Origin of the sequence: Streptococcus infantis (assembly GCF_047463655.1) — a bacterium.
Taxonomy (GTDB): Bacteria; Bacillota; Bacilli; order Lactobacillales; family Streptococcaceae; genus Streptococcus; species Streptococcus infantis_Z.
On sequence record NZ_JASHDM010000004.1, the window covers coordinates 1 to 24,713 of the forward strand.

General features: G+C 39.4%; 27 protein-coding genes. 26 read left to right on the plus strand and 1 reads right to left on the minus strand.

From position 1 onward, the window contains the following. The 16 genes from QM877_RS04575 to QM877_RS04650 all read left to right on the plus strand — a co-directional run. Positions 1-1,424: LPXTG cell wall anchor domain-containing protein (locus QM877_RS04575; RefSeq protein ID WP_414317728.1), on the plus strand; the 1,424-nt coding region annotated here is incomplete at its 5' end. 175 nt (positions 1,425-1,599) lie between these two features. Continuing rightward, positions 1,600-2,730, plus strand: a complete 1,131-nt coding sequence (hemW, locus tag QM877_RS04580) for a radical SAM family heme chaperone HemW (protein WP_414317729.1) — start codon at positions 1,600-1,602, stop codon at positions 2,728-2,730. A 4-nt stretch (positions 2,731-2,734) separates the two neighbouring features. Continuing rightward, positions 2,735-3,472: an acyl-ACP thioesterase domain-containing protein gene (locus QM877_RS04585; RefSeq protein WP_414317730.1), complete on the plus strand. Its 738-nt coding sequence runs from the start codon at positions 2,735-2,737 to the stop codon at positions 3,470-3,472. Positions 3,473-3,482: 10 nt separating this feature from the next. Further along, positions 3,483-4,256, plus strand: a complete 774-nt coding sequence (locus QM877_RS04590) for a TIGR01457 family HAD-type hydrolase (protein ID WP_414317731.1) — start codon at positions 3,483-3,485, stop codon at positions 4,254-4,256. Next, on the plus strand, positions 4,246-4,869 hold the full coding sequence (locus tag QM877_RS04595; protein WP_414317732.1) for a TIGR01906 family membrane protein: 624 nt from the start codon (positions 4,246-4,248) through the stop codon (positions 4,867-4,869). The genes QM877_RS04590 and QM877_RS04595 overlap by 11 nt, the downstream gene beginning before the upstream one ends. Positions 4,870-5,079: 210 nt before the next feature. Next, positions 5,080-5,481 (plus strand): Spx/MgsR family RNA polymerase-binding regulatory protein, encoded by a 402-nt coding sequence (locus tag QM877_RS04600; protein WP_045763368.1) that lies wholly within the window; start codon positions 5,080-5,082, stop codon positions 5,479-5,481. Further along, on the plus strand, positions 5,482-5,760 hold the full coding sequence (locus QM877_RS04605) for a UPF0223 family protein (protein ID WP_045763367.1): 279 nt from the start codon (positions 5,482-5,484) through the stop codon (positions 5,758-5,760). Continuing rightward, positions 5,750-6,517 carry an inositol monophosphatase family protein gene (locus tag QM877_RS04610; RefSeq protein WP_414317733.1) on the plus strand — a complete coding sequence of 256 codons (768 nt, stop codon included), beginning with the start codon at positions 5,750-5,752 and terminating at the stop codon, positions 6,515-6,517. The genes QM877_RS04605 and QM877_RS04610 overlap by 11 nt, the downstream gene beginning before the upstream one ends. Positions 6,518-6,523: 6 nt before the next feature. After that, on the plus strand, positions 6,524-7,837 hold the full coding sequence (locus QM877_RS04615) for an RsmF rRNA methyltransferase first C-terminal domain-containing protein (RefSeq protein WP_414317734.1): 1,314 nt from the start codon (positions 6,524-6,526) through the stop codon (positions 7,835-7,837). Positions 7,838-7,946: 109 nt separating this feature from the next. After that, complete coding sequence (locus QM877_RS04620; protein ID WP_049530895.1) at positions 7,947-8,825, plus strand: phosphate ABC transporter substrate-binding protein PstS; 879 nt, start codon at positions 7,947-7,949, stop codon at positions 8,823-8,825. Then, entirely contained in the window at positions 8,825-9,742 is a 918-nt protein-coding gene (gene pstC, locus QM877_RS04625; RefSeq protein ID WP_049509826.1) for a phosphate ABC transporter permease subunit PstC, read from the plus strand. The genes QM877_RS04620 and pstC overlap by 1 nt, the downstream gene beginning before the upstream one ends. Then, positions 9,732-10,616, plus strand: coding sequence for a phosphate ABC transporter permease PstA (gene pstA / locus QM877_RS04630; protein ID WP_000543058.1), 885 nt, complete (start codon positions 9,732-9,734; stop codon positions 10,614-10,616). Before pstC ends, pstA begins: the two co-directional genes overlap by 11 nt. Positions 10,617-10,626: 10 nt before the next feature. Next, positions 10,627-11,430: a phosphate ABC transporter ATP-binding protein PstB gene (pstB, locus tag QM877_RS04635; protein WP_414317735.1), complete on the plus strand. Its 804-nt coding sequence runs from the start codon at positions 10,627-10,629 to the stop codon at positions 11,428-11,430. A 12-nt stretch (positions 11,431-11,442) separates the two neighbouring features. Beyond that, positions 11,443-12,201, plus strand: a complete 759-nt coding sequence (pstB, locus tag QM877_RS04640) for a phosphate ABC transporter ATP-binding protein PstB (RefSeq protein ID WP_414317736.1) — start codon at positions 11,443-11,445, stop codon at positions 12,199-12,201. Positions 12,202-12,212: 11 nt separating this feature from the next. Then, positions 12,213-12,866 (plus strand): phosphate signaling complex protein PhoU, encoded by a 654-nt coding sequence (gene phoU, locus QM877_RS04645; RefSeq protein ID WP_414260125.1) that lies wholly within the window; start codon positions 12,213-12,215, stop codon positions 12,864-12,866. 157 nt (positions 12,867-13,023) lie between these two features. Next, positions 13,024-13,839, plus strand: a complete 816-nt coding sequence (locus tag QM877_RS04650; protein ID WP_414317737.1) for an ABC transporter substrate-binding protein — start codon at positions 13,024-13,026, stop codon at positions 13,837-13,839. Between the two features lie 19 nt (positions 13,840-13,858). On the opposite strand, the gene QM877_RS04655 is transcribed toward QM877_RS04650, so the two are convergent. Next, entirely contained in the window at positions 13,859-15,133 is a 1,275-nt protein-coding gene (locus tag QM877_RS04655) for a PLP-dependent aminotransferase family protein (protein WP_414317738.1), read from the minus strand. A 374-nt stretch (positions 15,134-15,507) separates the two neighbouring features. On the opposite strand from QM877_RS04655, the gene budA reads away from it, so the two are divergent. From budA to QM877_RS04705, 10 genes are all read left to right on the plus strand, one after another. Then, positions 15,508-16,236 carry an acetolactate decarboxylase gene (gene budA, locus QM877_RS04660; RefSeq protein ID WP_414317739.1) on the plus strand — a complete coding sequence of 243 codons (729 nt, stop codon included), beginning with the start codon at positions 15,508-15,510 and terminating at the stop codon, positions 16,234-16,236. A 12-nt stretch (positions 16,237-16,248) separates the two neighbouring features. Further along, positions 16,249-17,001, plus strand: coding sequence for a YhfC family intramembrane metalloprotease (locus QM877_RS04665; protein WP_371620952.1), 753 nt, complete (start codon positions 16,249-16,251; stop codon positions 16,999-17,001). 117 nt (positions 17,002-17,118) lie between these two features. Next, positions 17,119-18,024: a UDP-N-acetylmuramate dehydrogenase gene (gene murB, locus QM877_RS04670; RefSeq protein ID WP_414317740.1), complete on the plus strand. Its 906-nt coding sequence runs from the start codon at positions 17,119-17,121 to the stop codon at positions 18,022-18,024. Between the two features lie 161 nt (positions 18,025-18,185). Next, positions 18,186-19,343 (plus strand): ABC transporter ATP-binding protein, encoded by a 1,158-nt coding sequence (locus tag QM877_RS04675; protein WP_049526954.1) that lies wholly within the window; start codon positions 18,186-18,188, stop codon positions 19,341-19,343. Next, positions 19,324-20,130 carry an ABC transporter permease gene (locus QM877_RS04680; protein ID WP_000754116.1) on the plus strand — a complete coding sequence of 269 codons (807 nt, stop codon included), beginning with the start codon at positions 19,324-19,326 and terminating at the stop codon, positions 20,128-20,130. Before QM877_RS04675 ends, QM877_RS04680 begins: the two co-directional genes overlap by 20 nt. Beyond that, on the plus strand, positions 20,127-20,900 hold the full coding sequence (locus QM877_RS04685; RefSeq protein WP_045763347.1) for an ABC transporter permease: 774 nt from the start codon (positions 20,127-20,129) through the stop codon (positions 20,898-20,900). The genes QM877_RS04680 and QM877_RS04685 overlap by 4 nt, the downstream gene beginning before the upstream one ends. Then, entirely contained in the window at positions 20,897-21,967 is a 1,071-nt protein-coding gene (locus QM877_RS04690; protein WP_414317741.1) for an ABC transporter substrate-binding protein, read from the plus strand. Before QM877_RS04685 ends, QM877_RS04690 begins: the two co-directional genes overlap by 4 nt. 151 nt (positions 21,968-22,118) lie before the next feature. Continuing rightward, complete coding sequence (locus QM877_RS04695; RefSeq protein ID WP_060955564.1) at positions 22,119-22,370, plus strand: hypothetical protein; 252 nt, start codon at positions 22,119-22,121, stop codon at positions 22,368-22,370. A gap of 152 nt (positions 22,371-22,522) precedes the next feature. Then, positions 22,523-23,428 carry a GIY-YIG nuclease family protein gene (locus tag QM877_RS04700; RefSeq protein ID WP_414317742.1) on the plus strand — a complete coding sequence of 302 codons (906 nt, stop codon included), beginning with the start codon at positions 22,523-22,525 and terminating at the stop codon, positions 23,426-23,428. Positions 23,429-23,481: 53 nt separating this feature from the next. Continuing rightward, positions 23,482-24,696: a PASTA domain-containing protein gene (locus tag QM877_RS04705; RefSeq protein WP_414317743.1), complete on the plus strand. Its 1,215-nt coding sequence runs from the start codon at positions 23,482-23,484 to the stop codon at positions 24,694-24,696. The last annotated feature ends 17 nt before the right edge of the window (positions 24,697-24,713 follow it).

Here is a 24,713-nt window from a genome sequence, read left to right on the forward strand (position 1 = left end):
CTCCAGCTAAGGTAACACCAAATGCACCAAGAACTGAAAAACCAGCTAAGATTGAAATCACACGCAAACCAAATGGTGATGCGATTGTAACGCCTAAGAAACCAGATGGTTCAACATACCCATCAGGCAGCAAGGTAGTGATTCCAGGTGAAAACAACACACCAATCGAAGTAACAATTGGCGACAATGGTTCAGGTGAAGTACCAAATGGCAACCTTCCTAAGAAAGATGTCCCAGGAAAAGGAACAGTAACCGAACCGAACAAGAAACCATCACAACCAGTAGATGTAACAACACCAGCTCGTAAGACACCAACAGTAGATGTTGAACAAGATCCTAAGACAGGTGACGTTACAGTAACACCTAAGAAACCAGATGGTTCAACATTCCCACCAGGAACTAAGGTAGAAATCCCAGGTAAAGATGGTAACCCAATCACAGTAACAATCGGTGAAGATGGTAAAGGTAAAGTACCAAATGACAAACTTCCTAAGAAAGATGTCCCAGGTACAGGTAAGATTACAGAACCAGGTAAACCAGCTGTTGAAGTTCCAGTAACAACACCAGGTAAGGTAACACCAAATACTCCAACAACTGAAACACCAAGTGAGATTGAAATCACACGCAAACCAAATGGAAATGCGATTGTAACGCCTAAGAAACCAGATGGTTCAACATACCCATCAGGCAGCAAGGTAGTGATTCCAGGTGAAAACAACACACCAATCGAAGTAACAATTGGCGACAATGGTTCAGGTGAAGTACCAAATGGCAACCTTCCTAAGAAAGATGTCCCAGGTACAGGAACAGTAACCGAACCGAACAAGAAACCATCACAACCAGTAGATGTAACAACACCAGCTCGTAAGACACCAACAGTAGATGTTGAACAAGATCCTAAGACAGGTGACGTTACAGTAACACCTAAGAAACCAGATGGCTCAACATTCCCACCAGGAACTAAGGTAGAAATCCCAGGTGAAGATGGTCCAATCACTGTAACAATCGGTGAAGATGGTAAAGGTAAAGTACCAAACAGTGAATTACCAGACGGTAAAGTTCCAGGTACAGGTAAGATTACTGAACCAGGTAAACCAGCTGTTGAAGTTCCAGTAACAACACCAGGTAAGGTAACACCAGCAACACCAACAGATCCAATTCCAGATGCACCAGTGACACCTGATACTAATGGAGGTTCTGGTCAAGATACACCAGCACCAGCTACTCCAACTCCAAATGCAGTTACTCCGAATGCATATCAGGTAGATACTAAGACTACTGTTGATAATGGAGCTAAGTCAAATGATTCTCAAAATGTGTTGCCAAATACAGGAACAGAATCAAATGCGACTCTTGCATCTCTAGGTCTTCTTGGTATTCTAGGTGGTCTCGGACTTGCTTTGGGAAAGAAAAAAGAAGACTAAAAATTTAGTTAAATAAACATTCATTCTTTTGTGTTATAAAGACAAACTAGATTGGTTCTGGGAATCGTGTTAGTCATAAAATAAAAAGAATGTTTAGATAAAGAAAGCGAACAATGCTAGGATTTTGTTAAACGGAATTCTAAGTATTGTTCGCTTTTGTGGTATAATAAATACTATGCATAAGAAATCGACATCAGCCTATGTGCATATTCCGTTTTGCACACAGATTTGTTATTATTGTGACTTTTCAAAAGTCTTTATTAAAAATCAGCCAGTAGACAGCTATCTAGAGCATCTACTGCAAGAATTTCATTCTTATGATATTCGAAAATTGCGTACACTCTATATTGGTGGTGGGACACCGACTGCCTTGTCTGCTTCTCAATTGGAAGTTTTGTTAGATGGATTGACTAAAAACCTGGACTTATCAATGTTGGAAGAGTTAACCATTGAGGCTAATCCTGGTGACCTGGATGCTGATAAGATTGCTGTTTTGAAAAATTCTGCAGTTAATCGTGTATCACTAGGAGTTCAGACCTTTGATGACAAAATGCTGAAAAAAATTGGGCGTAGTCATACGGAAAAGGATATTTATGAAAATATCGATCGTCTCAAACTTGCTGGTTTTGATAATATTTCCATTGACTTGATTTACGCACTTCCTGGTCAGACTATGGACCAGGTTAGGGATAATGTTGCCAAGGCTATTTCCCTTGATATTCCTCATATGAGCCTCTATAGCTTGATTTTGGAAAATCATACGGTCTTTATGAATCGCATGAGACGAGGGAAATTACCACTTCCTAAGGAAGAATTAGAAGCAGAGATGTTTGAGTATATCATTGCAGAGCTAGAAAAAGCTGGCTTTGAGCACTATGAAATTTCTAATTTTTCTAAGCCTGGCTTTGAAAGTCGACATAATCTCATGTACTGGGATAATGCCGAGTATTATGGAATAGGTGCAGGTGCGTCTGGCTATGTAGATAGTGTTCGCTATAAAAATCATGGTCCTATCCGCCATTATTTAAAGGCGGTAGAAGAGGGAAGTGCTCGTATCAATGAAGAACACCTGAGTCAAAGGGAGCAAATGGAAGAAGAGATGTTTCTCGGCCTTCGCAAGAAGTCAGGAGTTTCGATGGCACGCTTTGAAGAAAAATTCGAACGGTCTTTCCAGGAACTGTATGGAGAAATCGTCGAAGACTTGATTCAACAAGGTCTCGTGCAGCTTGATAGTGACCGTGTTCGCATGACCAAGAGAGGTCTCTTTTTAGGAGATACAGTAGCAGAACGATTTATATTGGAGTAGAATTATGGGCTTAACTTATCAAATGAAGATGAAAATTCCTTTTGATATGGCTGACATGAATGGCCATATCAAGCTACCAGACCTTATCTTATTGTCCCTCCAGGTATCAGGAATGCAGTCAATTGAACTGGGAGTGAGTGACAAGGATGTTTTAGAACAGTATAATCTGGTCTGGATTATCACAGATTATGATATTGACGTGGTTCATTTGCCTCGTTTTGCTGAGGAAATCACCATTGAAACAGAAGCTTTGACCTATAATCGTCTCTTTTGCTACCGCCGATTTACTATTTATGATGAAGATGGTCAAGAAATCATTCATATGGTAGCTACCTTTGTCCTTATGGACCGTGAGAGTCGAAAGGTTCATCCTGTAGTATCAGAAATTGTCGCTCCTTACCAATCTGAGTTTTCTAAGAAACTGGTCCGTGGGCCAAAATATACAGAGCTGGAAGAAGCGATAAGCAAGGACTACCACGTTCGTTTCTATGACTTAGATATGAATGGTCACGTCAATAACAGCAAATACCTAGACTGGATTTTTGAGGTCATGGGAGCTGATTTCCTGACTAATCATATCCCTAAAAAAATCAACCTCAAATATGTCAAGGAAGTTCGACCAGGCGGAATGATTACTTCTAGTTATGAATTGAATGGACTAGAGAGCAATCACCAAGTCTCAAGTGATGGCGATATCAATGCTCAAGCAAAGATAACTTGGCAAGAAATTAACAAAGATTAGAAAGAAATATATGACTTATAAAGGATATTTAATTGATTTAGACGGAACAATCTATAAGGGGAAAGATAGAATCCCTGCGGGAGAGGCTTTTGTTCACGAGTTACAAAAAAGAGAGATTCCTTATCTTTTTGTAACAAACAACACCACTCGTACACCTGAAAGTGTTCAAGAGATGTTAGCCAATCAGTTTAACATTGACACCCCTGTATCGACGATCTATACTGCAACTTTAGCTACAATTGATTACATGAATGACCTAGGACTTGAAAAGACAGTCTATGTCATCGGAGAAGCAGGCCTAAAGGAGGCCATTCAAGCAGCAGGGTATGTCGAAGATAAAGAAAATCCAGCCTATGTGGTTGTTGGTTTGGACTGGCAAGTAGACTATGAAAAATTTGCTACGGCAACCCTAGCTATCCATAAAGGTGCTCATTTTATCGGTACCAACCCAGATTTAAATATTCCAACGGAACGTGGACTTTTGCCTGGTGCCGGTTCACTGATTACTCTTCTTGAAGCAGCAACTCGTGTAAAACCAGTTTATATTGGAAAACCTAATGCGATTATTATGGACAAGGCTGTTGAACACCTAGGATTAGAGCGCGAAGAAATCGTTATGGTGGGGGATAATTATCTTACTGATATTCGAGCTGGTATTGACAATGGCATTCCTAGTCTTTTGGTAACGACAGGGTTTACAAAACCTGAAGAAGTAGCAGACTTGCCAATTGCACCAACTCATGTCCTTTCAAGTCTAGCGGAGTGGGATTTCGATGAAAACTAAGTTTACTTTTGTAGGAAGTATTCTCTTTCTCCTCTCGCTTGCTATTTTATTGACCATTTACCTGGCTTGGTTGGTCTATCCTCTGGAAATTTCTTGGTTACACCTAACAAGTCGTGTTCCTTTCCAACCTCAGACTATCCAGCATAATTTTAATGTTTTGATGGATTATTTGACCAATCCATTAAATCAAGCATTGGAAATGCCAGATTTTCCTTCATCTGCATCTGGAATCCATCATTTTGCAGTTGTGAAGGGACTTTTCCATCTTGCTCAAGGAGTAGCAGTAGTAACTCTACCGATTTTCTATCTTTTTTGGAAGCAAGTTATTCAGAAAGGTTTTCTGCCACTTTATCGTAGAGCACTCTTAATCATACTTTCTCTACCTTTGGTTCTTGGTTTAGTTGGTGTCTTCATTGGTTTTGAACAATTCTTTACTTTGTTTCATCAAATTCTTTTTGTAGGTGATGATACCTGGCTATTTGATCCGGCAAAGGATCCTGTCATTCTTATCCTACCAGAGAACTTTTTCCTCCATGCCTTTCTTCTATTTTTCTGCTTGTATGAATTGATTTTTGGATTTCTGTACCTACAGAGTAGAAAAACAAATAGATAAGTGAAGAAAAGTATTACTGATTCCAAATAAAATCTAGGAAAAAACTATCGTTTGTAACATGAATATTTCTACTTTTAAGCAAAACATTCACATTTGATTCTAAAAAACCTATTTTTCTTGAAAAAGTAGGTTTTTTTACGGAAATAACTAGTCAAGCGCTTTATTTTTTTGTATAATAGGAATAGAAAAGTATGTAAAGAAGAGGAAAGCATGATTACACTATTTTTATCACCGAGTTGTACATCATGTCGTAAAGCAAAGGCCTGGCTCGAGAATCATAAAGTGCCCTTCCAAGAGCATAATATTATGACCAGCCCTTTAACGAGAAAAGAACTGCAACACATTCTTTCCTTGACCGAAAATGGTACTGATGACATCATCTCGACTCGTTCAAAGATTTTTCAAAAATTGAATATTGATGTAGAGAGTATCTCAGTATCGGAGTTGCTTCATTTAATTGAGCAGTATCCGAGTCTTTTGCGTCGTCCGATTATTATTGACGCAAAGCGGATGCAAATCGGTTTTAATGAAGATGAGATTCGTGCTTTTCTCCCTCGTAGTTACCGTAAACAAGAACTGAAAGAAGCTACATTGAGAGCTGGTATTAATTAGATGAATAAACAGTATAGTTACCCACTAGATTTGTCGTGGAGCACTGAAGAACTTGCTTCAGTGCTTTCTTTTTTTAATGATGTTGAAGCAGCCTATGAGACTAAGGTAGAGGCAAAAAAACTACTAGATTCCTATAAGGGATTCAAAGCGGTTGTTCCAAGCAAGAGTGAAGAAAAACGCTTGGGCCGTGAATTTGAAACTGCGAGTGGTTACTCCTTCTATCGAGCTGTCCAATTGGCCAAAGAACAAGGGGAAGGGAAGATTTCGCTTGGAAAATAAATTTATGTTTGCCAAAGAGATTGTCAAGGAAGCAGGAGACTATATTCTAGCTCATATGCAGGAAGAATTGCATATTGAGAGAAAATCATCCCCTACAGACTTGGTGACTCGTTTGGACAAGGAAGTTCAGAATTTTTTAGTTGATAAAATTCGTTCGCGTTATCCTGATGACCAATTTTGTGCAGAAGAGGGATGTCTACGTGCTTCAGTTGGACATGGATCTGTTTGGGTCATTGATCCCATTGATGGTACCAACAACTTTGTTGCACAAGGTGATGATTTTGCCATTATGGTAGCATATTTTGAAAATAGTGTGGGCCAGTTTGGGATTATTTATGATGTCATGAAAGGTTATTGTTATCATGGAGGAGGTGCTTTTCATGCCTGTCTCAATGAAGAACCCTTGCCTAGTTTTAAGGATAAGCCCTTGCGAGATTTTCTAATTGCGAGTAATGCTGGCATGTTGGAAACAAACGCCTGGGGTGTGGCAGAATTGGCTAATGCTTCACTTGGTGTACGTATCTATGGAAGTGCGGCTATTAGTTTTTCAAAAATATTATCTGGTCAGCTATTGACCTATATCACCTATCTCCAACCTTGGGACTATGCTGCAGCTGGTATCATTGGAAAAAGTTTAGGTTATCAGATTGTTACCTTAACTGGAGAGCCGGTGGATTTTCAGACACGACAACCAATTATGATGGTTCCAACAGACAAGTTGGCAGAAATCCAATCCTATATCTATGAAAGGAAATAAACTTACATGCAATTTCCAGAAGGATTTGTAAAAAAATATGAAGCAATATTGGGAGATGAGGCAAGAGCTTTTCTTGCCTCTTTTGATGATGAGGCAGTTTCTGCCTTTCGCATCAATCCCTTAAAAGAAAGTCAAGTTTCTTTTTCAGATGCTATTCCACATACACCTTGGGGCTATTATGGCAAGGTTTCAGGGAAATCACCTGAGCATGTAACAGGTTTGGTCTATTCCCAAGAACCTGCTGCACAAATGGTTGCACAAGTAGCTCAACCAAAACCAGGCATGAAGGTCTTGGATTTGGCAGCGGCTCCCGGTGGGAAATCAACTCAACTGGCAGCTTATCTTGCAGGCGAAGGACTACTTGTTTCCAATGAAATTTCTAGCAAGCGAGCTAAGATTTTGGTTGAAAATATGGAACGGTTTGGAGCATCAAATGTAGTTGTAACCAATGAATCTGCCGATCGTTTGGCTAAAGTATTTAAAGGATATTTTGACCTAATTGTCCTAGATGCACCATGCTCTGGAGAAGGGATGTTCCGAAAACAGCCAGATGCTATGGATTATTGGAGTGTAGAATATCCAAGCCAATGTGCTGACTTGCAGCGTGAAATTCTAGAGGATGCGGTCACCATGTTGGCTGATGGTGGCCGTTTGGTTTATTCAACCTGTACCTGGGCCCCAGAAGAAAACGAAGAAATTATCAAATGGTTATTGGATAGTTATGATTTTGAATTGATTCCAATCGAACCTATCAATGGTATGGCTCCTGGGATTGATTTTCCAGAGACAGCTCGGATGTACCCACATCGTTTTAAGGGAGAAGGCCAATTTGTTGCTCATCTTCAGTTTAAGGGACAAAACAAGTCAGGCAAGTTCAAGCCTTCTAAGACTAATCTCAGTCGCGAACAGTTGAGTTTATGGCAAGATTTTGAAAAAAAACACCTAAAGATTAATTTGCCAGGTATTTTACAGACTTTTGGAGACCAACTGTATCTCTTGCCTGAAGGTCTACCAGATTTAGGAAAACTAAGAATTGCACGAAACGGACTTCATCTTGGAACCTTTAAGAAAAAACGTTTTGAACCAAGTTTTGCACTTGGCCTAGCTTTGAAACCAAGTCAAGTCAATCAAGGAATTGAAATTCATCAAGAGGACTTTGTCAAATATGTAGCTGGTGAAACAGTTCAATTATCTGAAACTTTGCCAAATGGGTGGTACCAAGTTTTGGTTGCTGGAAATGGTTTGGGTTTTGCAAAAGTGACAGGAAATACATTGAAGAATTATTTCCCTAAGGGCTTGAGGTTTCAGGTGAAAAACTAGTCAAAATCAGTATTCTATGTTATAGTGGAAGTATGGATTTTTTGCATAAAACATAGAAAAATAGGGCGAAATTCCAAGCTATTCATCATTATTTTCAAGGAGACAAATAGTGAAAAAATTTAAAAAACTCACACTCTCTCTTGCGACTCTTTTACTTGCTGGTTCGTTAGTAGGATGTGCAAGTTGGATTGATCGTGGGGAGTCTATGACGGCTGTTGGTTCAACTGCTCTCCAACCTTTAGTCGAGGCGGCTGCAGATGAATTTGCATCAGCTCACATCGGAAAAACAGTCAATGTTCAAGGTGGTGGTTCTGGTACAGGACTGTCGCAGGTTCAGTCAGGAGCAGTAGATGTCGGCAACTCCGATGTATTTGCGGAGGAAAAAGACGGTATTGATGCCTCAGCATTGGTCGACCATAAGGTAGCTGTTGCAGGTTTGGCTGTTATTATCAATAAAGAAGTAGATGTTGATAATCTAACGACGGATCAGCTCCGACAAATCTTCACAGGAGAAATTACCAACTGGAAAGAAGTCGGTGGTAAAGATTTAGCCATTTCTATTATCAACCGTGCGGCAAGTTCAGGTTCTCGTGCGACTTTTGACAGTGTGATCATGGATGGGCAATCAGCAATGCAAAGTCAGGAACAAGATTCAAACGGGATGGTCAAATCAATTGTTTCTCAAACCCCTGGAGCCATTTCCTACTTAGCCTTTGCCTATGTTGATGACTCAGTTGGGACTATCAAACTCAATGGTTATGAACCCATTTCAGAGAATGTAACCACGAATAATTGGCCTTTGTGGTCTTATGAACATATGTATACACTTGGTGAGCCAAATGAATTGGTTGCCGAATTCCTAAACTTTGTCCTTTCAGACGAAGCTCAGAATGGAATCGTTAAAGGAATGGGTTATATTTCAGTTAAGGAAATGAAGGTTGAAAAAGATGCTGCAGGTACTGTGACAGCAATAGAAGGGAGCCAATAATGAATCAAGAAGAATTATCTAAAAAATTGCTCTCTCCTTCAAAAAACTCTCGTCTTGAGAAATTAGGAAAAGGGCTAACTTTTGCCTGTCTCTCTTTGATTGTCATTATTGTAGCCATGATTTTGATTTTCGTGGCTCAGAAAGGGTTATCTACCTTCTTCGTCAATGGTGTTAACATTTTTGAATTTTTATTTGGACAGACTTGGAACCCTTCAGGGAAACAATTTGGTGCTCTTCCGATGATTTTAGGTTCCTTTATTGTTACCATCCTATCAGCTCTTATTGCAACACCATTTGCCATTGGGGCTGCAGTCTTTATGACAGAAGTATCACCAAAAGGGGCAAAGATTTTGCAACCTGCTATTGAACTCCTAGTCGGGATTCCTTCAGTAGTTTATGGATTTATCGGATTGCAGGTCGTCGTACCATTTGTACGTAGTGTCTTTGGTGGAACAGGTTTTGGTATTTTATCAGGAATTTTCGTTCTCTTTGTTATGATTTTGCCGACTGTAACCTTCATGACAACAGATAGCCTACGTGCGGTGCCTCGTCATTATCGTGAAGCTAGTTTGGCTATGGGGGCCACTCGCTGGCAAACCATCTGGCGTGTAACCTTGAAGGCGGCACGTTCAGGTATTTTTACGGCAGTAGTCTTCGGAATGGCGCGTGCCTTTGGTGAAGCCCTGGCTATTCAGATGGTTGTCGGAAACTCAGCCGTTGTCCCAACTTCACTAACAACACCTGCTGCGACTTTAACCTCTGTTTTGACCATGGGTATCGGAAATACTGTTATGGGAACTGTTGATAATAATGTTCTTTGGTCACTAGCCTTAGTATTGCTCTTGATGAGCCTGGCCTTTAACAGTGTGATTAAATTGATTACGAAAGAAAGAGGAAAGAAAAACTATGCACGCTAAGAAATTAGATAAACTTGCTACAGCTGTCCTCTATACCATCGCAGGAATCATTGTGACCATCCTTGCTTCCTTGATTCTCTATATCTTGGTTCGAGGCTTACCTCATGTTTCTTGGTCCTTCTTGACTGGAAAATCATCTTCTTACCAAGCAGGTGGTGGTATTGGAATCCAGCTTTATAATTCCTTCTTCCTTTTGGTCATTACCTTATTCATCTCTGTACCTCTATCAATGGGGGCTGGAATTTATTTGGCTGAATATGCAAAAAAAGGTCGTGTTACCAACTTCGTTCGTACCTGTATTGAAATTCTGTCTTCACTGCCATCAGTCGTAGTCGGTCTCTTTGGTTACCTCATCTTTGTAGTTCAGTTTGAATATGGATTTTCAATTATTTCTGGTGCCTTGGCTTTGACTGTCTTTAACCTTCCACAGATGACGCGTAATGTTGAAGACAGTTTGAAACACGTTCACCATACGCAACGTGAGGCTGGTTTGGCGCTTGGGCTTTCTCGTTGGGAAACAGTTCTTCATGTCGTTATCCCCGAAGCCCTACCTGGTATTGTAACAGGTATTGTGCTTGCCTCAGGTCGTATTTTTGGTGAAGCTGCGGCTCTTATCTATACTGCAGGACAATCTGCGCCAGCTCTTGACTGGTCAAACTGGAATGTTCTCAGTGTAACCAGTCCAATCTCAATCTTCCGTCAAGCAGAAACCTTGGCTGTTCATATTTGGAAAGTCAATAGTGAAGGAACTATTCCTGATGGGACACTTGTTTCAGCGGGTTCTGCTGCGGTGCTCTTAATTTTTATCTTGATTTTTAACTTTGGAGCACGAAAACTCGGAAGCTATCTACATAAGAAATTAACCGCTGCCTAAAGGAGAAGCCATGTCAAAATATAATTGGGATGAAAGGCATATCATTACTTTTCCAGAAGAAAAAGTGGCCCTCTCTACGAAGGATTTACATGTTTACTACGGTAAAAATGAATCCATCAAGGGCGTGGATATGCAATTTGAAAAAAATAAAATTACGGCCTTGATTGGTCCATCAGGATCTGGGAAATCAACCTACCTACGCAGTCTCAATCGTATGAATGATACTATTGATATTGCGAAGGTTACAGGACAAATTCTCTATCAGGGAATAGACGTCAACCGCCCTGAGATCAATGTTTATGAAATGCGTAAACATATCGGAATGGTTTTCCAACGTCCAAATCCATTTGCTAAATCTATTTACCGCAACATCACCTTTGCACATGAACGTGCAGGTGTTAAGGATAAGAAAGTCCTTGATGAAATTGTAGAAACCTCTCTTCGTCAGGCCGCCCTCTGGGATCAGGTTAAAGACGACCTTCATAAGTCAGCCTTAACTCTTTCAGGAGGTCAACAACAGCGTCTCTGTATCGCTCGTGCAATCTCTGTGAAACCAGATATCCTCTTGATGGATGAGCCAGCATCAGCCTTGGATCCGATTGCGACAGCTCAACTTGAAGAAACCATGCTGGAGTTGAAGAAGGAATTTACCATTATCATCGTAACTCACAGTATGCAACAAGCTGCGCGTGCTAGTGATTATACAGGATTCTTCTACCTGGGTGACTTGATTGAGTATGATAAGACATCTAATATTTTCCAAAATGCGAAGCTACAGTCAACAAATGACTATGTAACTGGACACTTTGGTTAGAAAGGGAACAGTATGACAGAACCGATTTTACAGGTTTCAGACCTGTCAGTCTATTACAATAAAAAGAAGGCCTTGAATAGTGTTTCCTTATCGTTCCAACCCAAGGAAATTACGGCACTTATCGGTCCGTCTGGATCTGGAAAATCAACACTTCTAAAGGCTATTAACCGAATGGGTGACCTTAATCCTGAAGTGACGACAACTGGATCAGTGGTTTATAATGGGCACAATATCTATAGTCCTCGTACGGATACAGTTGAATTACGTAAAGAAATTGGTATGGTCTTCCAACAACCCAATCCTTTTCCTATGTCTATCTATGAAAATGTCGTTTATGGCCTCCGTATAAATGGGGAAAAAGACAAGCAGGTCTTAGATGAAGCAGTGGAGAAGGCTTTACAACGTGCTTCAATCTGGGATGAAGTCAAGGACCGTTTGCATGATTCTGCTATTGGTCTTTCAGGTGGGCAACAACAACGTGTTTGTGTGGCACGTGTATTGGCGACTAGCCCTAAAATCATCCTCTTGGATGAACCAACTTCAGCCTTGGACCCTATTTCTGCTGGTAAGATTGAGGAAACCTTGTATGGTCTAAAAGACAAATACACCATGCTCTTGGTTACTCGTTCTATGCAGCAAGCATCTCGAATCTCCGATAAGACAGGCTTTTTCCTCAATGGAGATTTGATTGAATTTAACGATACCAAGGATATGTTCCTCGACCCACAACACAAGGAAACAGAAGATTATATTTCAGGAAAATTTGGATAAGGAGATAAATGATGTTACGTTCTCAATTGGAAGAAGATTTAGAGAAATTGCATAATCAGTTTTATGCTATGGGACAAGAAGTTCTTTCCCAAATCAATCGTACCGTACGTGCTTTTGTAACGCATGACCGTGACATGGCTAAAGAAGTCATTGAGGAAGATGCAGAAGTAAACGAATACGAAGTGAAACTTGAAAAGAAATCATTTGAAATGATTGCCCTACAACAGCCAGTTTCACAAGACTTACGTACAGTTTTAACAGTTCTAAAAGCTGTGTCAGACTTAGAACGTATGGGTGACCATGCAGTATCTATCGCAAAAGCAACGATTCGTATGAAGGGTGAGCAGCGTATCCCTGCAGTTGAAGAAGAAATTAAAAAAATGGGTCGTGAAGTAAAAAACTTTGTTGAAGCCGCTTTAGAACTTTATTTGAATGGTTCTGTGGATCAAGCCTATGAAGTTGCAACCATGGATGAAAATATCAACCATTACTTTGATAATATTCGTGATCTTGCAACTGAAGAAATTAGAAAGAACCCAGAAGCTATCGTCACAGGTCGTGATTACTTCCAAGTCATTTCTTACTTGGAACGCATCGGTGACTATGCAAAAAATATCTGTGAATGGGTTGTTTACTTTGAAACAGGTAAGATTGTTGAATTGTAAAATTGATTAATTATGCAAAAAAAGGAGCTTGTTAGTAAGTAAAAGCTCTTTTTTTGAAACAAAAATTGAAAATTTTTCATAAAAATTTGGAATATGCTTGACAAACGAAGTAGATAGAGTTATAATTATACAAAATTAACAGAGAGGTTGTTTATTTATGAATTTTAAAAAATGGATATTTGTCTTATGTAGTTTTCTTGCAAGCTTCTTATTGGTAGCTTGCCAATCGTCTAGTTCAAGCTCGCAGTCTGCAGTGGAGGCCATCAAGCAAAAAGGAAAATTAGTGATCGCAACTAGTCCCGACTATGCTCCCTTTGAGTTTCAAGCACTTGTGGATGGTAAAAACCAAGTCGTAGGTGCGGATATTGACATGGCGCAAGCAATCGCTGATGAACTTGGAGTGAAATTGGAAATTTCAAGTATGAGTTTTGATAATGTCTTGACCAGTCTTCAAACAGGAAAAGCAGACCTAGCAATTGCGGGAATCAGTGCAACTGAAGAAAGACAAGAAGTCTTTGATTTCTCAATTCCTTACTATGAAAATAAAATTAGCTTCCTTATCAGAAAATCAGATCTTGAAAAATACAAGGGTTTGGACTCTCTAGCAAGTGCTAATATTGCAGCTCAGAAAGGAACTGTTCCTGAATCTATGGTTAAAGAGCAACTTCCAAAGGCACAGTTGACTTCTTTGACAAACATGGGAGAAGCAGTCAACGAGCTCCAATCTGGTAAAGTTGATGCCGTTCATATGGATGAGCCAGTAGCACTAAGCTATGCTGCTAAGAACTCAGATTTGGCAGTGGCTACAGTAAGCTTGACTATGAAAGAAGGCGAAGCAAATGCTGTAGCTATCAAAAAAGGTAACTCAGATTTGAAGGAAGTAGTTGATAAGGTCATCCAAAAACTGAAAGATGACGGAACTTACCAAACTTATCTTGAAAAAGCTGCTAAGCTAACAGAAGTAGAGCAATAAAAAATAACAGAGTTGGATTTCAGTCCAGCTCTGTTTTTAAATAGCTTAATGTTTCTTCAATATTTTCTAAGGAAATTTTTGCAAAGTGATAAGGGCAGTTCGTTAGATAGGAAGATTCGAAGAAGTCAAGTTCTAGAGGGCTGTGTTTAAGACTAGCGATGCTAGGATAGTTCCTGAGATCAAGCAAAAGCCCATCATGAAGTGGATAGTTCGGTAGGGAAAGGGGATACCTTTGTAAGAGCTGTTGGATGTGCTCCTGACTTTTTTCTTGCAGTGCCAGTCGTGCTAGTCTGTTTTTCTCAAAGAGTTGACTATCGATGTAGAGTGATAGAGCCTTTTGCATGATAAGGTTGTTATCGTAGTCGAGAATGTTTTTATAGGTCACAAAAGCTTCCTTGATAGTGTTTGGAAGAAGAAGGGCAGTGATTCGAAGGGCAGGAAATAGACTGGTAGAAAAGGACTTGATATAGATGACCAAATCATGTTGGTCTAAATAATGAAAGGTTTGTCCCATTTTAGGATCCAAGTCACCTAGGTAGTCATCCTCAACGATATAAATCTGATGTTTGGCAGCCAAGTCAAGGATGGCAAGTTTTTCCTCTTCAGAATAGGAATGCCCCAGAGGATAGTGGAAACGGGGAATAGTATAGAAAAACTTAATCTTTCCGCTTTTAAAGTGTTCCTCAAGTTCGTTTAGGTCAATGCCGTCTACTCGACGGTCAATGGTTTGATAGGGAAGATTTTGAGCTAGTAGCAGCTGATTCATCCGATGATAGGTCGGTTGTTCGACCAGTATTTCCTGAGCTTGACCTGGAAAATCAATCTGGGAAAGAATAAACAGTGCTTGTTGGGTTCCAGACGTCATGACCAACTGGTCTGCCTTACTATAAATCGCTTGATCAAAGAGTAATGTCTGAACGGACTGACGTAATTCTTCTAAACCCTCTTGGTGTTCATAGTAGTTGTAGAGATAATTTTCTCGCCCAATCAAGCTCTCATTGACGCACAGACGAAAATCATCATAGGCCGCTGCGTGTTCATCGTTAACTGAGATAATTAAGTCTTCATGACTGGTTTGTTGCTCCAATACATAATAACCACTTTGAGGTTTTGAGTAGATATATTTCTCGTATCGGAGTTCTAAGAGTGCGCGCTGTATGGTGTCTTTGCTACAGTGAAAATTTTGACTGAGTTTTCGGATAGATGGTAGGCGACTTCCAGTTGGAAATCTACCTGATTCTATCTCATTTTTTAGATAGTGAACGACTTGTTCATACTTGCTTTCTTGCTTCATCCCAGACCTCTCTCGATTTTGTTACATTGTACCTTTTTTTTAGAAGTTTGGCAATGTTATACTCTTCGAAAATCTCTTCAAACCGCGTCAACGTCGCCTTGCCGTATATATGTTACTGACTTCGTCAGTCCTATCCACAACCTCAAAACAGTGTTTTGAGCTGACTTCGTCAGTTCTATCCACAACCTCAAAGCAGTGCTTTGAGCTGACTTCGTCAGTTCCATTTACAACCTCAAAACAGTGCTTTGAGCAACCTGCGGTTAGTTTCCTAGTTTGCTCTTTGATTTTCATTGAGTATTAAAAGGCAGTCTAGCATTCAATTCTAATCAGAAATGTGATATACTTAGTAAGTAAAATTTTCAAAGAAGAGTGAGATGATAAAGGTGCAAGAACCAGTTAAATTATTCCAATACAATACTTTGGGAGCCTTGATGGCGGGACTTTACGGTGGAACCATGACCGTTGGTGAATTACTTGAACATGGTGATTTAGGATTAGGAACCCTGGATTCTATCGATGGAGAATTGATTGTCTTAGATGGGAAAGCTTATCAGGCTAAGGGATCAGGTGAGAAACCTGAAATTGTGGAAGTTTCACCAGATGCTTTGATTCCCTATGCAGCAGTTGTACCCCACCAGGCAGAAGTTATTTTCCGTCAGCGTTTTGAAATGACTGATCAGGAACTTGAAAAACGTATTGAGTCCTATTATGATGGAGAGAATCTTTTCCGTTCCATCAAGATCCATGGTGATTTTAAACACATGCATGTTCGCATGATTCCAAAATCGACAAATGAAACGAAGTTTGCTGAGGTTGCGACGCATCAGCCTGAATATAGCTGTGACAATGTCTCAGGAACTATCGTTGGTTTTTGGACACCTGAAATTTTCCATGGAGTTAGTGTTGCTGGTTACCATCTACACTTTATCTCAGATGACCTAACCTTTGGTGGCCACGTTATGGATTTTGTCATCAAGGAAGGTATTGTAGAAGTGGGAGCTGTTGACCAGTTGGATCAACGTTTTCCTGTTCAGGATCGTCAATATCTATTTGCTAAGTTTAACGTTGACGAGATGAAAAAAGATATCGAACAGGCAGAATAATAGGAGTCAAATATGAAAATTCATGTAATAATAACGATGCTGGCCTTATTTGCCGTCCTCATTGCAGCAGTTTGGTACGCAAGAAAGAAATACAAGATTAATTTTGCAGTTTTGGGACTTGGGGCAGTTGCATTTTTTGCTTCATCTCAGGTCTTAGAGAAAATCGTTCATCTCTTGGTTCTTCATCCACAAAAGGATGGGACAGTTCCACTCATGACGGGAAATCCCCTTCTCTATGTGATTTATGGGATCTGTATGGCTGCTTTGTTTGAAGAAACAGCTCGACTTATTTTCTTTAAATGGTTGGAGAAGAAAAGAACTTTGGAAGATTCAGATGCCCTTGCTTATGGATTGGGGCATGGTGGCTTGGAATTGCTCTACCTCGGAATGGGAAGCTTGATTAGTCTTTTGATCCTCTTTTCGTTATTAGAGTCTTCAAATCCAGATCTGGCAAATCTCCTTCCCCAAAATACACTTGAAACAGTACAATCTCTATCTGGATGGCAAGTTTATTTACTCGGTGTTGAGCGTGTGCTTGCTCTTGTTATGCAAATCGGTCTCTCTTTCTGGGTTTATCAAGCAGTTCGTCAAAAGAAATGGATTTACCTGGTAGCTGCTTATGGTTTACACGCCCTATTTGATTTGGCTCCGAGCCTATCTCAAGTTGGCTGGTTGTCAAATCCCCTTCTCGTAGAAGGATTGTTAGCAGTGGAAGTTATTATTTTTATTTACTTTACAAAATCGATCTTTTATAAAAAGCAATAATACAAAAAAGAGGTTCATCCTCTTTTTAGTTTGAGCTTTTGAAAAAGCTAACCAAATCATCGAAAAAAATCGCTAAAAATGGTATAATGGAATGAATTTCATAAAAGGATTAGAAAAATGACTGTATCAGATAAATTAAAAGAAACCTTAGAAGGAATCGATATTCGTTTCGACGAACCATTAAAATCCTATACTTATACAAAGGTTGGAGGAAAGGCAGATTATTTAGTTTTTCCACGCAATCGCTATGAGATGGCTCGTGTGGTCAAGTTTGCCAATCAGGAAAACATTCCTTGGATGGTTCTTGGAAATGCAAGTAACATTATCGTCCGTGAAGGTGGAGTCCGTGGTTTTGTAATCATGTGTGACAAGCTCAATAATGTCTCTGTTGATGGCTATACCATTGAGGCTGAAGCTGGAGCTAACTTGATTGAGACTACTCGTATTGCCCTTCGTCATAGTTTGACGGGCTTTGAGTTCGCTTGTGGTATTCCAGGAAGCGTTGGTGGTGCTGTCTTTATGAATGCTGGCGCTTATGGTGGTGAGATTGCTCATGTTCTCCAGTCTTGTCAAATCTTGACTAAGGAGGGTGAAATCGAAACCTTGTCTGCTAAAGACTTGAACTTTGGTTACCGTCATTCAGCTATTCAAGCATCAGGGGCAGTAGTCCTTTCTGCTAAGTTCGCCCTAGCTCCAGGTAATCACCAAGTCATCAAACAGGAGATGGACCGCTTGACTCATCTTCGTGAACTCAAGCAACCTTTAGAGTATCCTTCATGTGGATCAGTTTTTAAACGTCCAGTGGATCATTTTGCAGGTCAATTGATTGCAGAAGCTGGCTTGAAAGGTTATCGTATCGGTGGCGTCGAAGTCTCAGAAAAGCACGCAGGTTTTATGATTAATGTTGCTGATGGAACTGCTAGAGATTATGAAGACTTGATTGAGTCTGTCATTGAAAAAGTTAAAGAACACTCAGGTGTTACTCTTGAGCGAGAAGTTCGTATCTTGGGTGAACATGAGTAAATAGTAGAAATAGCTTAGCTGCTACTAACTAGAATGTAGAGGGGGTGAAAGCCTATCGGTAGCGAAGATATATGCAGGTGGTCTAACTCCCTGCAAGAGGTAGTAGCGGCCTGACAGAGCCCTGATCTGTTAATCTATGAAAAAGAAGGAATTTATGCCAATTGAAAAAACCAATTATCGAATTCAGAAACGTTTCTAAAGTTTTTGAAGATAGCAACACCAAGGTTCTCAAGGATATTAACTTTGAGTTGGAAGAAGGGAAATTTTATACACTGCTAGGTGCATCTGGTTCAGGAAAATCAACCATCCTCAATATCATCGCTGGTTTGCTAGACGCAACGACTGGAGATATTTTACTGGATGGCGTGCGAATCAATGATATCCCAACTAATAAGCGCGATGTTCATACAGTCTTCCAATCATATGCCTTGTTTCCGCATATGAATGTCTTTGAAAATGTTGCCTTTCCATTGCGTTTGCGTAAGGTCGATAAAAAAGAAATCGAACAACGTGTATTAGAAGTTCTCAAGATGGTACAGTTGGAAGGTTTCGAAAAACGTTCTATTCGTAAGCTTTCTGGAGGACAACGCCAGCGTGTAGCGATTGCGCGTGCGATTATCAACCAACCTCGTGTGGTACTCTTGGATGAGCCTTTGTCAGCCTTGGACTTGAAATTGCGAACAGACATGCAGTACGAACTGCGTGAACTACAACAGCGATTGGGCATTACCTTTGTCTTTGTTACCCACGATCAAGAAGAAGCCTTGGCTATGAGTGACTGGATTTTCGTTATGAATGATGGAGAAATCGTTCAGTCAGGAACACCAGTTGATATCTACGACGAGCCAATCAACCACTTTGTTGCTACCTTCATCGGTGAATCAAATATCCTGCCTGGAACTATGATTGAGGACTACTTAGTTGAGTTTAATGGGAAACGATTTGAAGCGGTCGACGGTGGGATGAAGCCAAATGAACCTGTTGAAGTCGTGATTCGCCCAGAGGACTTGCGCATTACCCTTCCAGAAGAAGGAAAACTTCAAGTTAAGGTTGATACTCAGCTTTTCCGTGGGGTTCACTATGAGATTATCGCCTATGATGAACTCGGCAATGAATGGATGATTCACTCAACTCGTAAGGCCATTGTTGGTGAAGAAATCGGTCTGGACTTTGAACCAGAAGACATCCACATCATGCGTCTCAATGAAACAGAAGAAGAGTTCGATGCACGTATCGAAGAATATGTAGAAATCGAAGAGCAAGAAGCAGGTTTGATCAACGCTATCGAGGAGGAAAGAGATGAAGAAAACAACCTCTAAACTCTTTGTAGTGCCCTACATGCTTTGGATTGCACTCTTTGTTTTGGCACCTTTGGTCTTGATTTTTGGGCAATCCTTTTTCAACATCGAAGGCCAGTTCAGTTTAGAAAACTATAAATCCTATTTTGCGTCACAAAATTTAACCTATCTCAAAATGAGTTTTAACTCAGTTCTCTATGCTGGGATTGTAACTCTGGTGACGCTTCTTATCAGCTATCCAACAGCCCTATTTCTGACTCGTCTTAAACACCGTCAACTCTGGCTCATGCTCATCATCTTACCAACTTGGATCAACCTTCTCCTTAAGGCCTATGCCTTTATCGGGATTTTTGGGCAAAATGGTTCTATTAATCAATTCCTCGAATTTATCGGAATCGGTTCGCAGCAGTTGCTCTTTACGGATTTCTCATTTATTTTTGTAGCGAGTTACATCGAGCTTCCATTTATGATTTTGCCAATCTTCAATGTTTTGGATGATATGGATAATAATCTCATTAATGCTAGCTATGACCTCGGTGCAACCAAGTGGGAAACTTTCCGTCATGTCATCTTCCCTCTTTCTATGAATGGAGTGCGAAGTGGTGTCCAATCTGTCTTTATCCCGAGTTTAAGTCTCTTTATGTTGACCCGTTTGATTGGGGGGAACCGAGTGATCACCTTGGGAACTGCTATCGAGCAGAACTTCCTGACAAACGATAATTACGGTATGGGTTCAACTATCGGTGTTGTTCTTATCCTGACCATGTTCATCACTATGTGGGTGACTAAGGAAAGGAGAGAACGATGAAAAAATTATCAAATCTTTACCTAGCCTTTGTTTTTATCGTCCTCTATTTGCCAATCTTTTACTTGATTGGTTATGCCTTCAATGCTGGGGATGATATGAATAGCTTTACAGGCTTTAGTTTGTCTCACTTTGAAACCATGTTTGGCGATGGAAGACTCATGCTAATCTTGGTTCAGACCTTTTTACTAGCCTTCCTATCAGCTTTGATTGCGACTGTCATTGGGACTTTCGGTGCCATTTACATCTACCAATCACGCAAAAAATATCAAGAAGCCTTCCTATCACTCAATAACATTTTGATGGTTGCCCCAGACGTCATGATTGGTGCCAGCTTCTTGATTCTCTTTACCCAACTCAAGTTTTCACTTGGTTTTCTGACGGTTCTGTCTAGTCACGTAGCCTTCTCCATTCCAATCGTAGTGCTCATGGTCTTGCCTCGTTTGAAAGAGATGAATGGGGATATGATTCATGCAGCCTATGACCTTGGAGCTAGCCAGTTCCAGATGTTCAAGGAAATTATGCTCCCTTATTTGACACCGTCTATCATCGCAGGCTACTTCATGGCATTCACTTATTCCCTAGATGACTTTGCCGTGACCTTCTTTGTAACGGGGAATGGCTTTTCAACCTTGTCAGTTGAGATCTACTCTCGAGCTCGTAAGGGAATTTCCCTAGAAATCAATGCTCTTTCAGCCTTGGTCTTTCTCTTTAGTATTATCCTAGTTGTCGGATATTACTTCATTTCACGTGAGAAGGAGGAGCAAGCATGAAACGACTCTATTCATTTTTAGCAGGAATTCTAGCGATTATCCTTGTCTTGTGGGGAATTTCTTACCATCTTGATAGTAAAATCAATAGCCGTGATAGTCAAAAATTGGTTATCTACAACTGGGGAGACTATATCGATCCTGAACTTCTGGAGAAATTTACAGAAGAAACAGGAATCCAAGTCCAGTACGAAACCTTTGACTCCAACGAAGCCATGTACACGAAAATCAAGCAGGGTGGAACGACTTATGATATTGCCATCCCAAGTGAGTACATGATTAACAAAATGAAGGACGAAGACCTTCTAGTTCCACTGGATTATAGTAAGATTGAGGGCATTGAGAATATCGGTCCAGAGTTTCTCAACCAGTCCTTTGACCCAAACAATCAGTACTCTATCCCATACTTCTGGGGGACCTTGGGAATCGTCTACAATGAAACTATGGTGGAAGAAGCGCCTGAACATTGGGACGACCTTTGGAAGCCAGAGTATAAAAACTCTATTATGCTTTTTGATGGGGCGCGTGAAGTACTTGGTTTAGGTCTTAACTCGCTAGGCTATAGCCTCAACTCTAAAGATCCACAGCAGTTGGAGGAAACGGTAGATAAGCTCTATAAGCTAACACCTAATATCAAGGCTATTGTGGCGGATGAGATGAAGGGTTACATGATTCAGAATAACGCTGCCATCGGTGTGACCTTCTCTGGTGAAGCCAGTCAGATGCTAGAGAAAAATGAAAATCTTCGCTATGTCGTTCCGACAGAAGCAAGTAATCTCTGGTTTGACAATATGGTCATTCCTAAGACTGTCAAGAACCAGAATGCAGCTTATGCATTTATCAACTTTATGTTGAAGCCCGAAAATGCTCTCAAAAATGCAGAGTATGTCGGTTACTCAACACCAAACAATGCTGCTAAGGAAATGCTCCCTGAGGAGACAAAAGAAGACAAGTCCTTCTATCCAGATGCAGACACTATGAAACACCTAGAGGTCTATGAGAAATTTGACCATAAATGGACAGGTATCTACAGCGATCTCTTCCTACAATTTAAGATGTATCGGAAGTAATAGATAAACGTAAAAGAACGAATCAGTAACAGCTGGTTCGTTTTTTGAATAGAAAGTAATTTGTATAGTTGTTTATTTTTACTATCCTATTTGCTTATTTTATAGCCTAGTAGTATACTAAGTTTATAATAATAGAAAGCGGTAACAAATCATGAAAATGTCTACTTTTTTCAAAAAAAGTTATTGGCCAACCTTTTTGATTGTTAACGAAACAATTATACTATTTCATTTAAAGGATGGCTTGGATCGGCAATATCTAACAACGGATTCCATACATTTGGTGATAGGTTACTTTATATTTGCAAATATTTTCGTATTTATGTATAGCAATTCGAAAACTTGGAATAAAAGTTGGGATAAAAAGAAAAATGGCAGTAAGAAAAAATATATCCTGAAAAAGTAATCAGGGATGTAGGGAATGTTTTTTTATCGAAGATAATTTGCGGAGATTTTGAAAAAATATTTAAGCTCTTGACCGTTATTAAGTCCTTCTGTATAATGATATAGGAGAGAGATTATGTAAAGTTCTCCATATAAATAAAAGAGAAATACAATATGAATGAAAAGATATATTTGAAGGATATTTTCGGATTTAATGAGTTATTGTCTCAATCAGATTACAAAGGATATCGTATTAAGTTACGATTTAACAAGAATTGGGATGATTATAGTTTTGTTGATGATTATATCAGTGGATCTGAAGATTTTTTGCCTTGGATTTTAAGTAATGGTTCAGATAAAAAAAGTCGAAATCGTAGAAATGAAATTCAGTTTCAATTTATAGAAGTAGAGTACCATAAATGGCTTTTTGTTGGTGCCTATCTTATAAAAGAAAAGAATAGTCAGATAAAGAAAGTGACCTATGGGAACCATCATGTCAAGTTTGCTTTAGCTGAACGATTAAAAGAGTATGATAAGTTTATAGAAAAAGTTTTGGTCAATCATACCAACACAGGCCAATCATGGTTTTATGTCAATCCTAAAATAATTGAATCAGTTGTAGTAGAATCTGTAAGCAGCATCTCCTATTTTAATCAAACCTCTCAATTTCCAGGTTATGAAAATATCTCATTTTCTTATCAAGAATTAAAGAAAAATTGGGCAAATAGTTCTTGGAGACAATATCTTTCAGCTGTTTATGGTGTCTATGTTATTACTGATGCTAAGACAGGAAAGCTCTATGTTGGTTCTGCTTATGGAGATAATGGAGTTTATGGAAGATGGTCTACATACTTAAGTGAAGGCTATGATAAATCCGAAATGGAAGAGAATCGTTATCCAAATAAAAGATTGTATGAAATAGTCGAAAAATATGGAATAAGTTATATTAAAAAGTATTTCCAATATAGTTTATTAGAGATTTTTCCAAAGAATGAAGTTGGAAAACAAAAAGCACTCCAACGTGAACGATATTGGAAGAAAGTTTTAAAATCTAGGGAACATGGTTATAATGCAAACTAGGAGGGAATATAAATAGTCTGAATGATTGGGAAAAAGCTCGTCGAGAAGAAGAATTGAATCAAGAGCTAAAAAGACAAAATAACTTGTTGGAACAGCAGAGATGGGAACAGCAGTTTTCTAACCAAAAGCAACAGGCAGCACTAGATGAACAAAATCGTCTTGCTCGAGAACAACAAGAAACATTAAAAGAGAGAAATGAGTTAGAACGCCAGAGGCAATGGGATGAAGAATCTCGTCATCAAAGAGAGTTAGAATTACGTATAGAGCAACAATATAAAGATAATATATTTGATTTAAAAAAACTGTGGGCTAAAGCTGAATCAGAAGACGAGAGAGTTAGGATACAGATACTTCTAGCAGAAGCAGAAGCTGAATATGATGAGTATTTACTTGAGAAAGAGAGAGAAATAGAACGACAACGTTTGGCTGCGGAGCAATTTCAATTAAAACAACAGGAAGAAAGGGAACAGAATGAATTATTAGAGCGTCGTAGACAGAAAATAAGTAGAATAAAATGGTTTTTCGGAATAGCTATAAGCTTACTTTTATTAGTCATTATTGGAACTTTTTTCATAGGTATGACCAAGTCTAAATCATCTCATACTCATAACAGTAATAATCATTCAACTCAACAGTCTAGTTCAACAACCTCCACAAGTTCTACAACCTCCACAAGTTCTACAACCTCCAAAAGTTCTACAACCTCCAAAAGTTCTACAAAGCAAGCTTCTCTCGGTGGAAATAAATCTAAAGATAAACAAACATCAACAACGTCTCCCACTACTAGACCACAAGCTACAAAAGTATATATTGGAAACTTTATTGGTCGAAAAGTCTCTGATGTTATATCAGAATTAAAGAGTAGTAAAATCCGAGAGGAACATATAAAAGTTGAGGAAGAAGAAAGTAATGAATATTCTCCTGGTACAATTTTACGTCAAAGTTGGTCGGAGGGAGCTTTATATGATTTGAATGATCCATCGGATATTACTTTGACTGTTGCAAAAGAACGAACTAGTGCTACAATGCTAAATTATGCAGGTTCAAGTTTAGAGTTTACCATAAATAATTTAAAACAGATTGTTGGTGTTAAAGAAGCTAATATTGAAATAGTAGAAGTTTCAACTGCTCCTGAAGGTACCTCGGAGGGGACTGTAGTAGATCAAATTCCGAAAGTAGGAGAGGAAGTTGATTTGAAACGTACACGAATTAAGATTTCAATTTATAAGCCTAAAACTCATCGAACATCACAAAGTAGATCTAGATAAATTAAGAGGTTAATGCA

What these genes read in the sequence shown, in the direction of transcription:
- QM877_RS04665 (WP_371620952.1), top strand. Translation starts at nt 16,249, where the DNA reads ATGAAAATTCATGTAATAATAACGATGCTGGCCTTATTTGCCGTCCTC.
- QM877_RS04615 (WP_414317734.1), top strand. Translation starts at nt 6,524, where the DNA reads ATGCAATTTCCAGAAGGATTTGTAAAAAAATATGAAGCAATATTGGGA.
- QM877_RS04595 (WP_414317732.1), top strand. Translation starts at nt 4,246, where the DNA reads ATGAAAACTAAGTTTACTTTTGTAGGAAGTATTCTCTTTCTCCTCTCG.
- pstB (WP_414317735.1), top strand. Translation starts at nt 10,627, where the DNA reads ATGTCAAAATATAATTGGGATGAAAGGCATATCATTACTTTTCCAGAA.
- QM877_RS04695 (WP_060955564.1), top strand. Translation starts at nt 22,119, where the DNA reads ATGAAAATGTCTACTTTTTTCAAAAAAAGTTATTGGCCAACCTTTTTG.
- QM877_RS04700 (WP_414317742.1), top strand. Translation starts at nt 22,523, where the DNA reads ATGAATGAAAAGATATATTTGAAGGATATTTTCGGATTTAATGAGTTA.
- hemW (WP_414317729.1), top strand. Translation starts at nt 1,600, where the DNA reads ATGCATAAGAAATCGACATCAGCCTATGTGCATATTCCGTTTTGCACA.
- phoU (WP_414260125.1), top strand. Translation starts at nt 12,213, where the DNA reads ATGTTACGTTCTCAATTGGAAGAAGATTTAGAGAAATTGCATAATCAG.
- QM877_RS04600 (WP_045763368.1), top strand. Translation starts at nt 5,080, where the DNA reads ATGATTACACTATTTTTATCACCGAGTTGTACATCATGTCGTAAAGCA.
- budA (WP_414317739.1), top strand. Translation starts at nt 15,508, where the DNA reads ATGATAAAGGTGCAAGAACCAGTTAAATTATTCCAATACAATACTTTG.
- QM877_RS04655 (WP_414317738.1), bottom strand. Translation starts at nt 15,133, where the DNA reads ATGAAGCAAGAAAGCAAGTATGAACAAGTCGTTCACTATCTAAAAAAT.
- QM877_RS04590 (WP_414317731.1), top strand. Translation starts at nt 3,483, where the DNA reads ATGACTTATAAAGGATATTTAATTGATTTAGACGGAACAATCTATAAG.
- QM877_RS04585 (WP_414317730.1), top strand. Translation starts at nt 2,735, where the DNA reads ATGGGCTTAACTTATCAAATGAAGATGAAAATTCCTTTTGATATGGCT.
- QM877_RS04680 (WP_000754116.1), top strand. Translation starts at nt 19,324, where the DNA reads ATGAAGAAAACAACCTCTAAACTCTTTGTAGTGCCCTACATGCTTTGG.
- pstC (WP_049509826.1), top strand. Translation starts at nt 8,825, where the DNA reads ATGAATCAAGAAGAATTATCTAAAAAATTGCTCTCTCCTTCAAAAAAC.
- pstA (WP_000543058.1), top strand. Translation starts at nt 9,732, where the DNA reads ATGCACGCTAAGAAATTAGATAAACTTGCTACAGCTGTCCTCTATACC.
- QM877_RS04685 (WP_045763347.1), top strand. Translation starts at nt 20,127, where the DNA reads ATGAAAAAATTATCAAATCTTTACCTAGCCTTTGTTTTTATCGTCCTC.
- QM877_RS04690 (WP_414317741.1), top strand. Translation starts at nt 20,897, where the DNA reads ATGAAACGACTCTATTCATTTTTAGCAGGAATTCTAGCGATTATCCTT.
- pstB (WP_414317736.1), top strand. Translation starts at nt 11,443, where the DNA reads ATGACAGAACCGATTTTACAGGTTTCAGACCTGTCAGTCTATTACAAT.
- QM877_RS04605 (WP_045763367.1), top strand. Translation starts at nt 5,482, where the DNA reads ATGAATAAACAGTATAGTTACCCACTAGATTTGTCGTGGAGCACTGAA.
- QM877_RS04650 (WP_414317737.1), top strand. Translation starts at nt 13,024, where the DNA reads ATGAATTTTAAAAAATGGATATTTGTCTTATGTAGTTTTCTTGCAAGC.
- murB (WP_414317740.1), top strand. Translation starts at nt 17,119, where the DNA reads ATGACTGTATCAGATAAATTAAAAGAAACCTTAGAAGGAATCGATATT.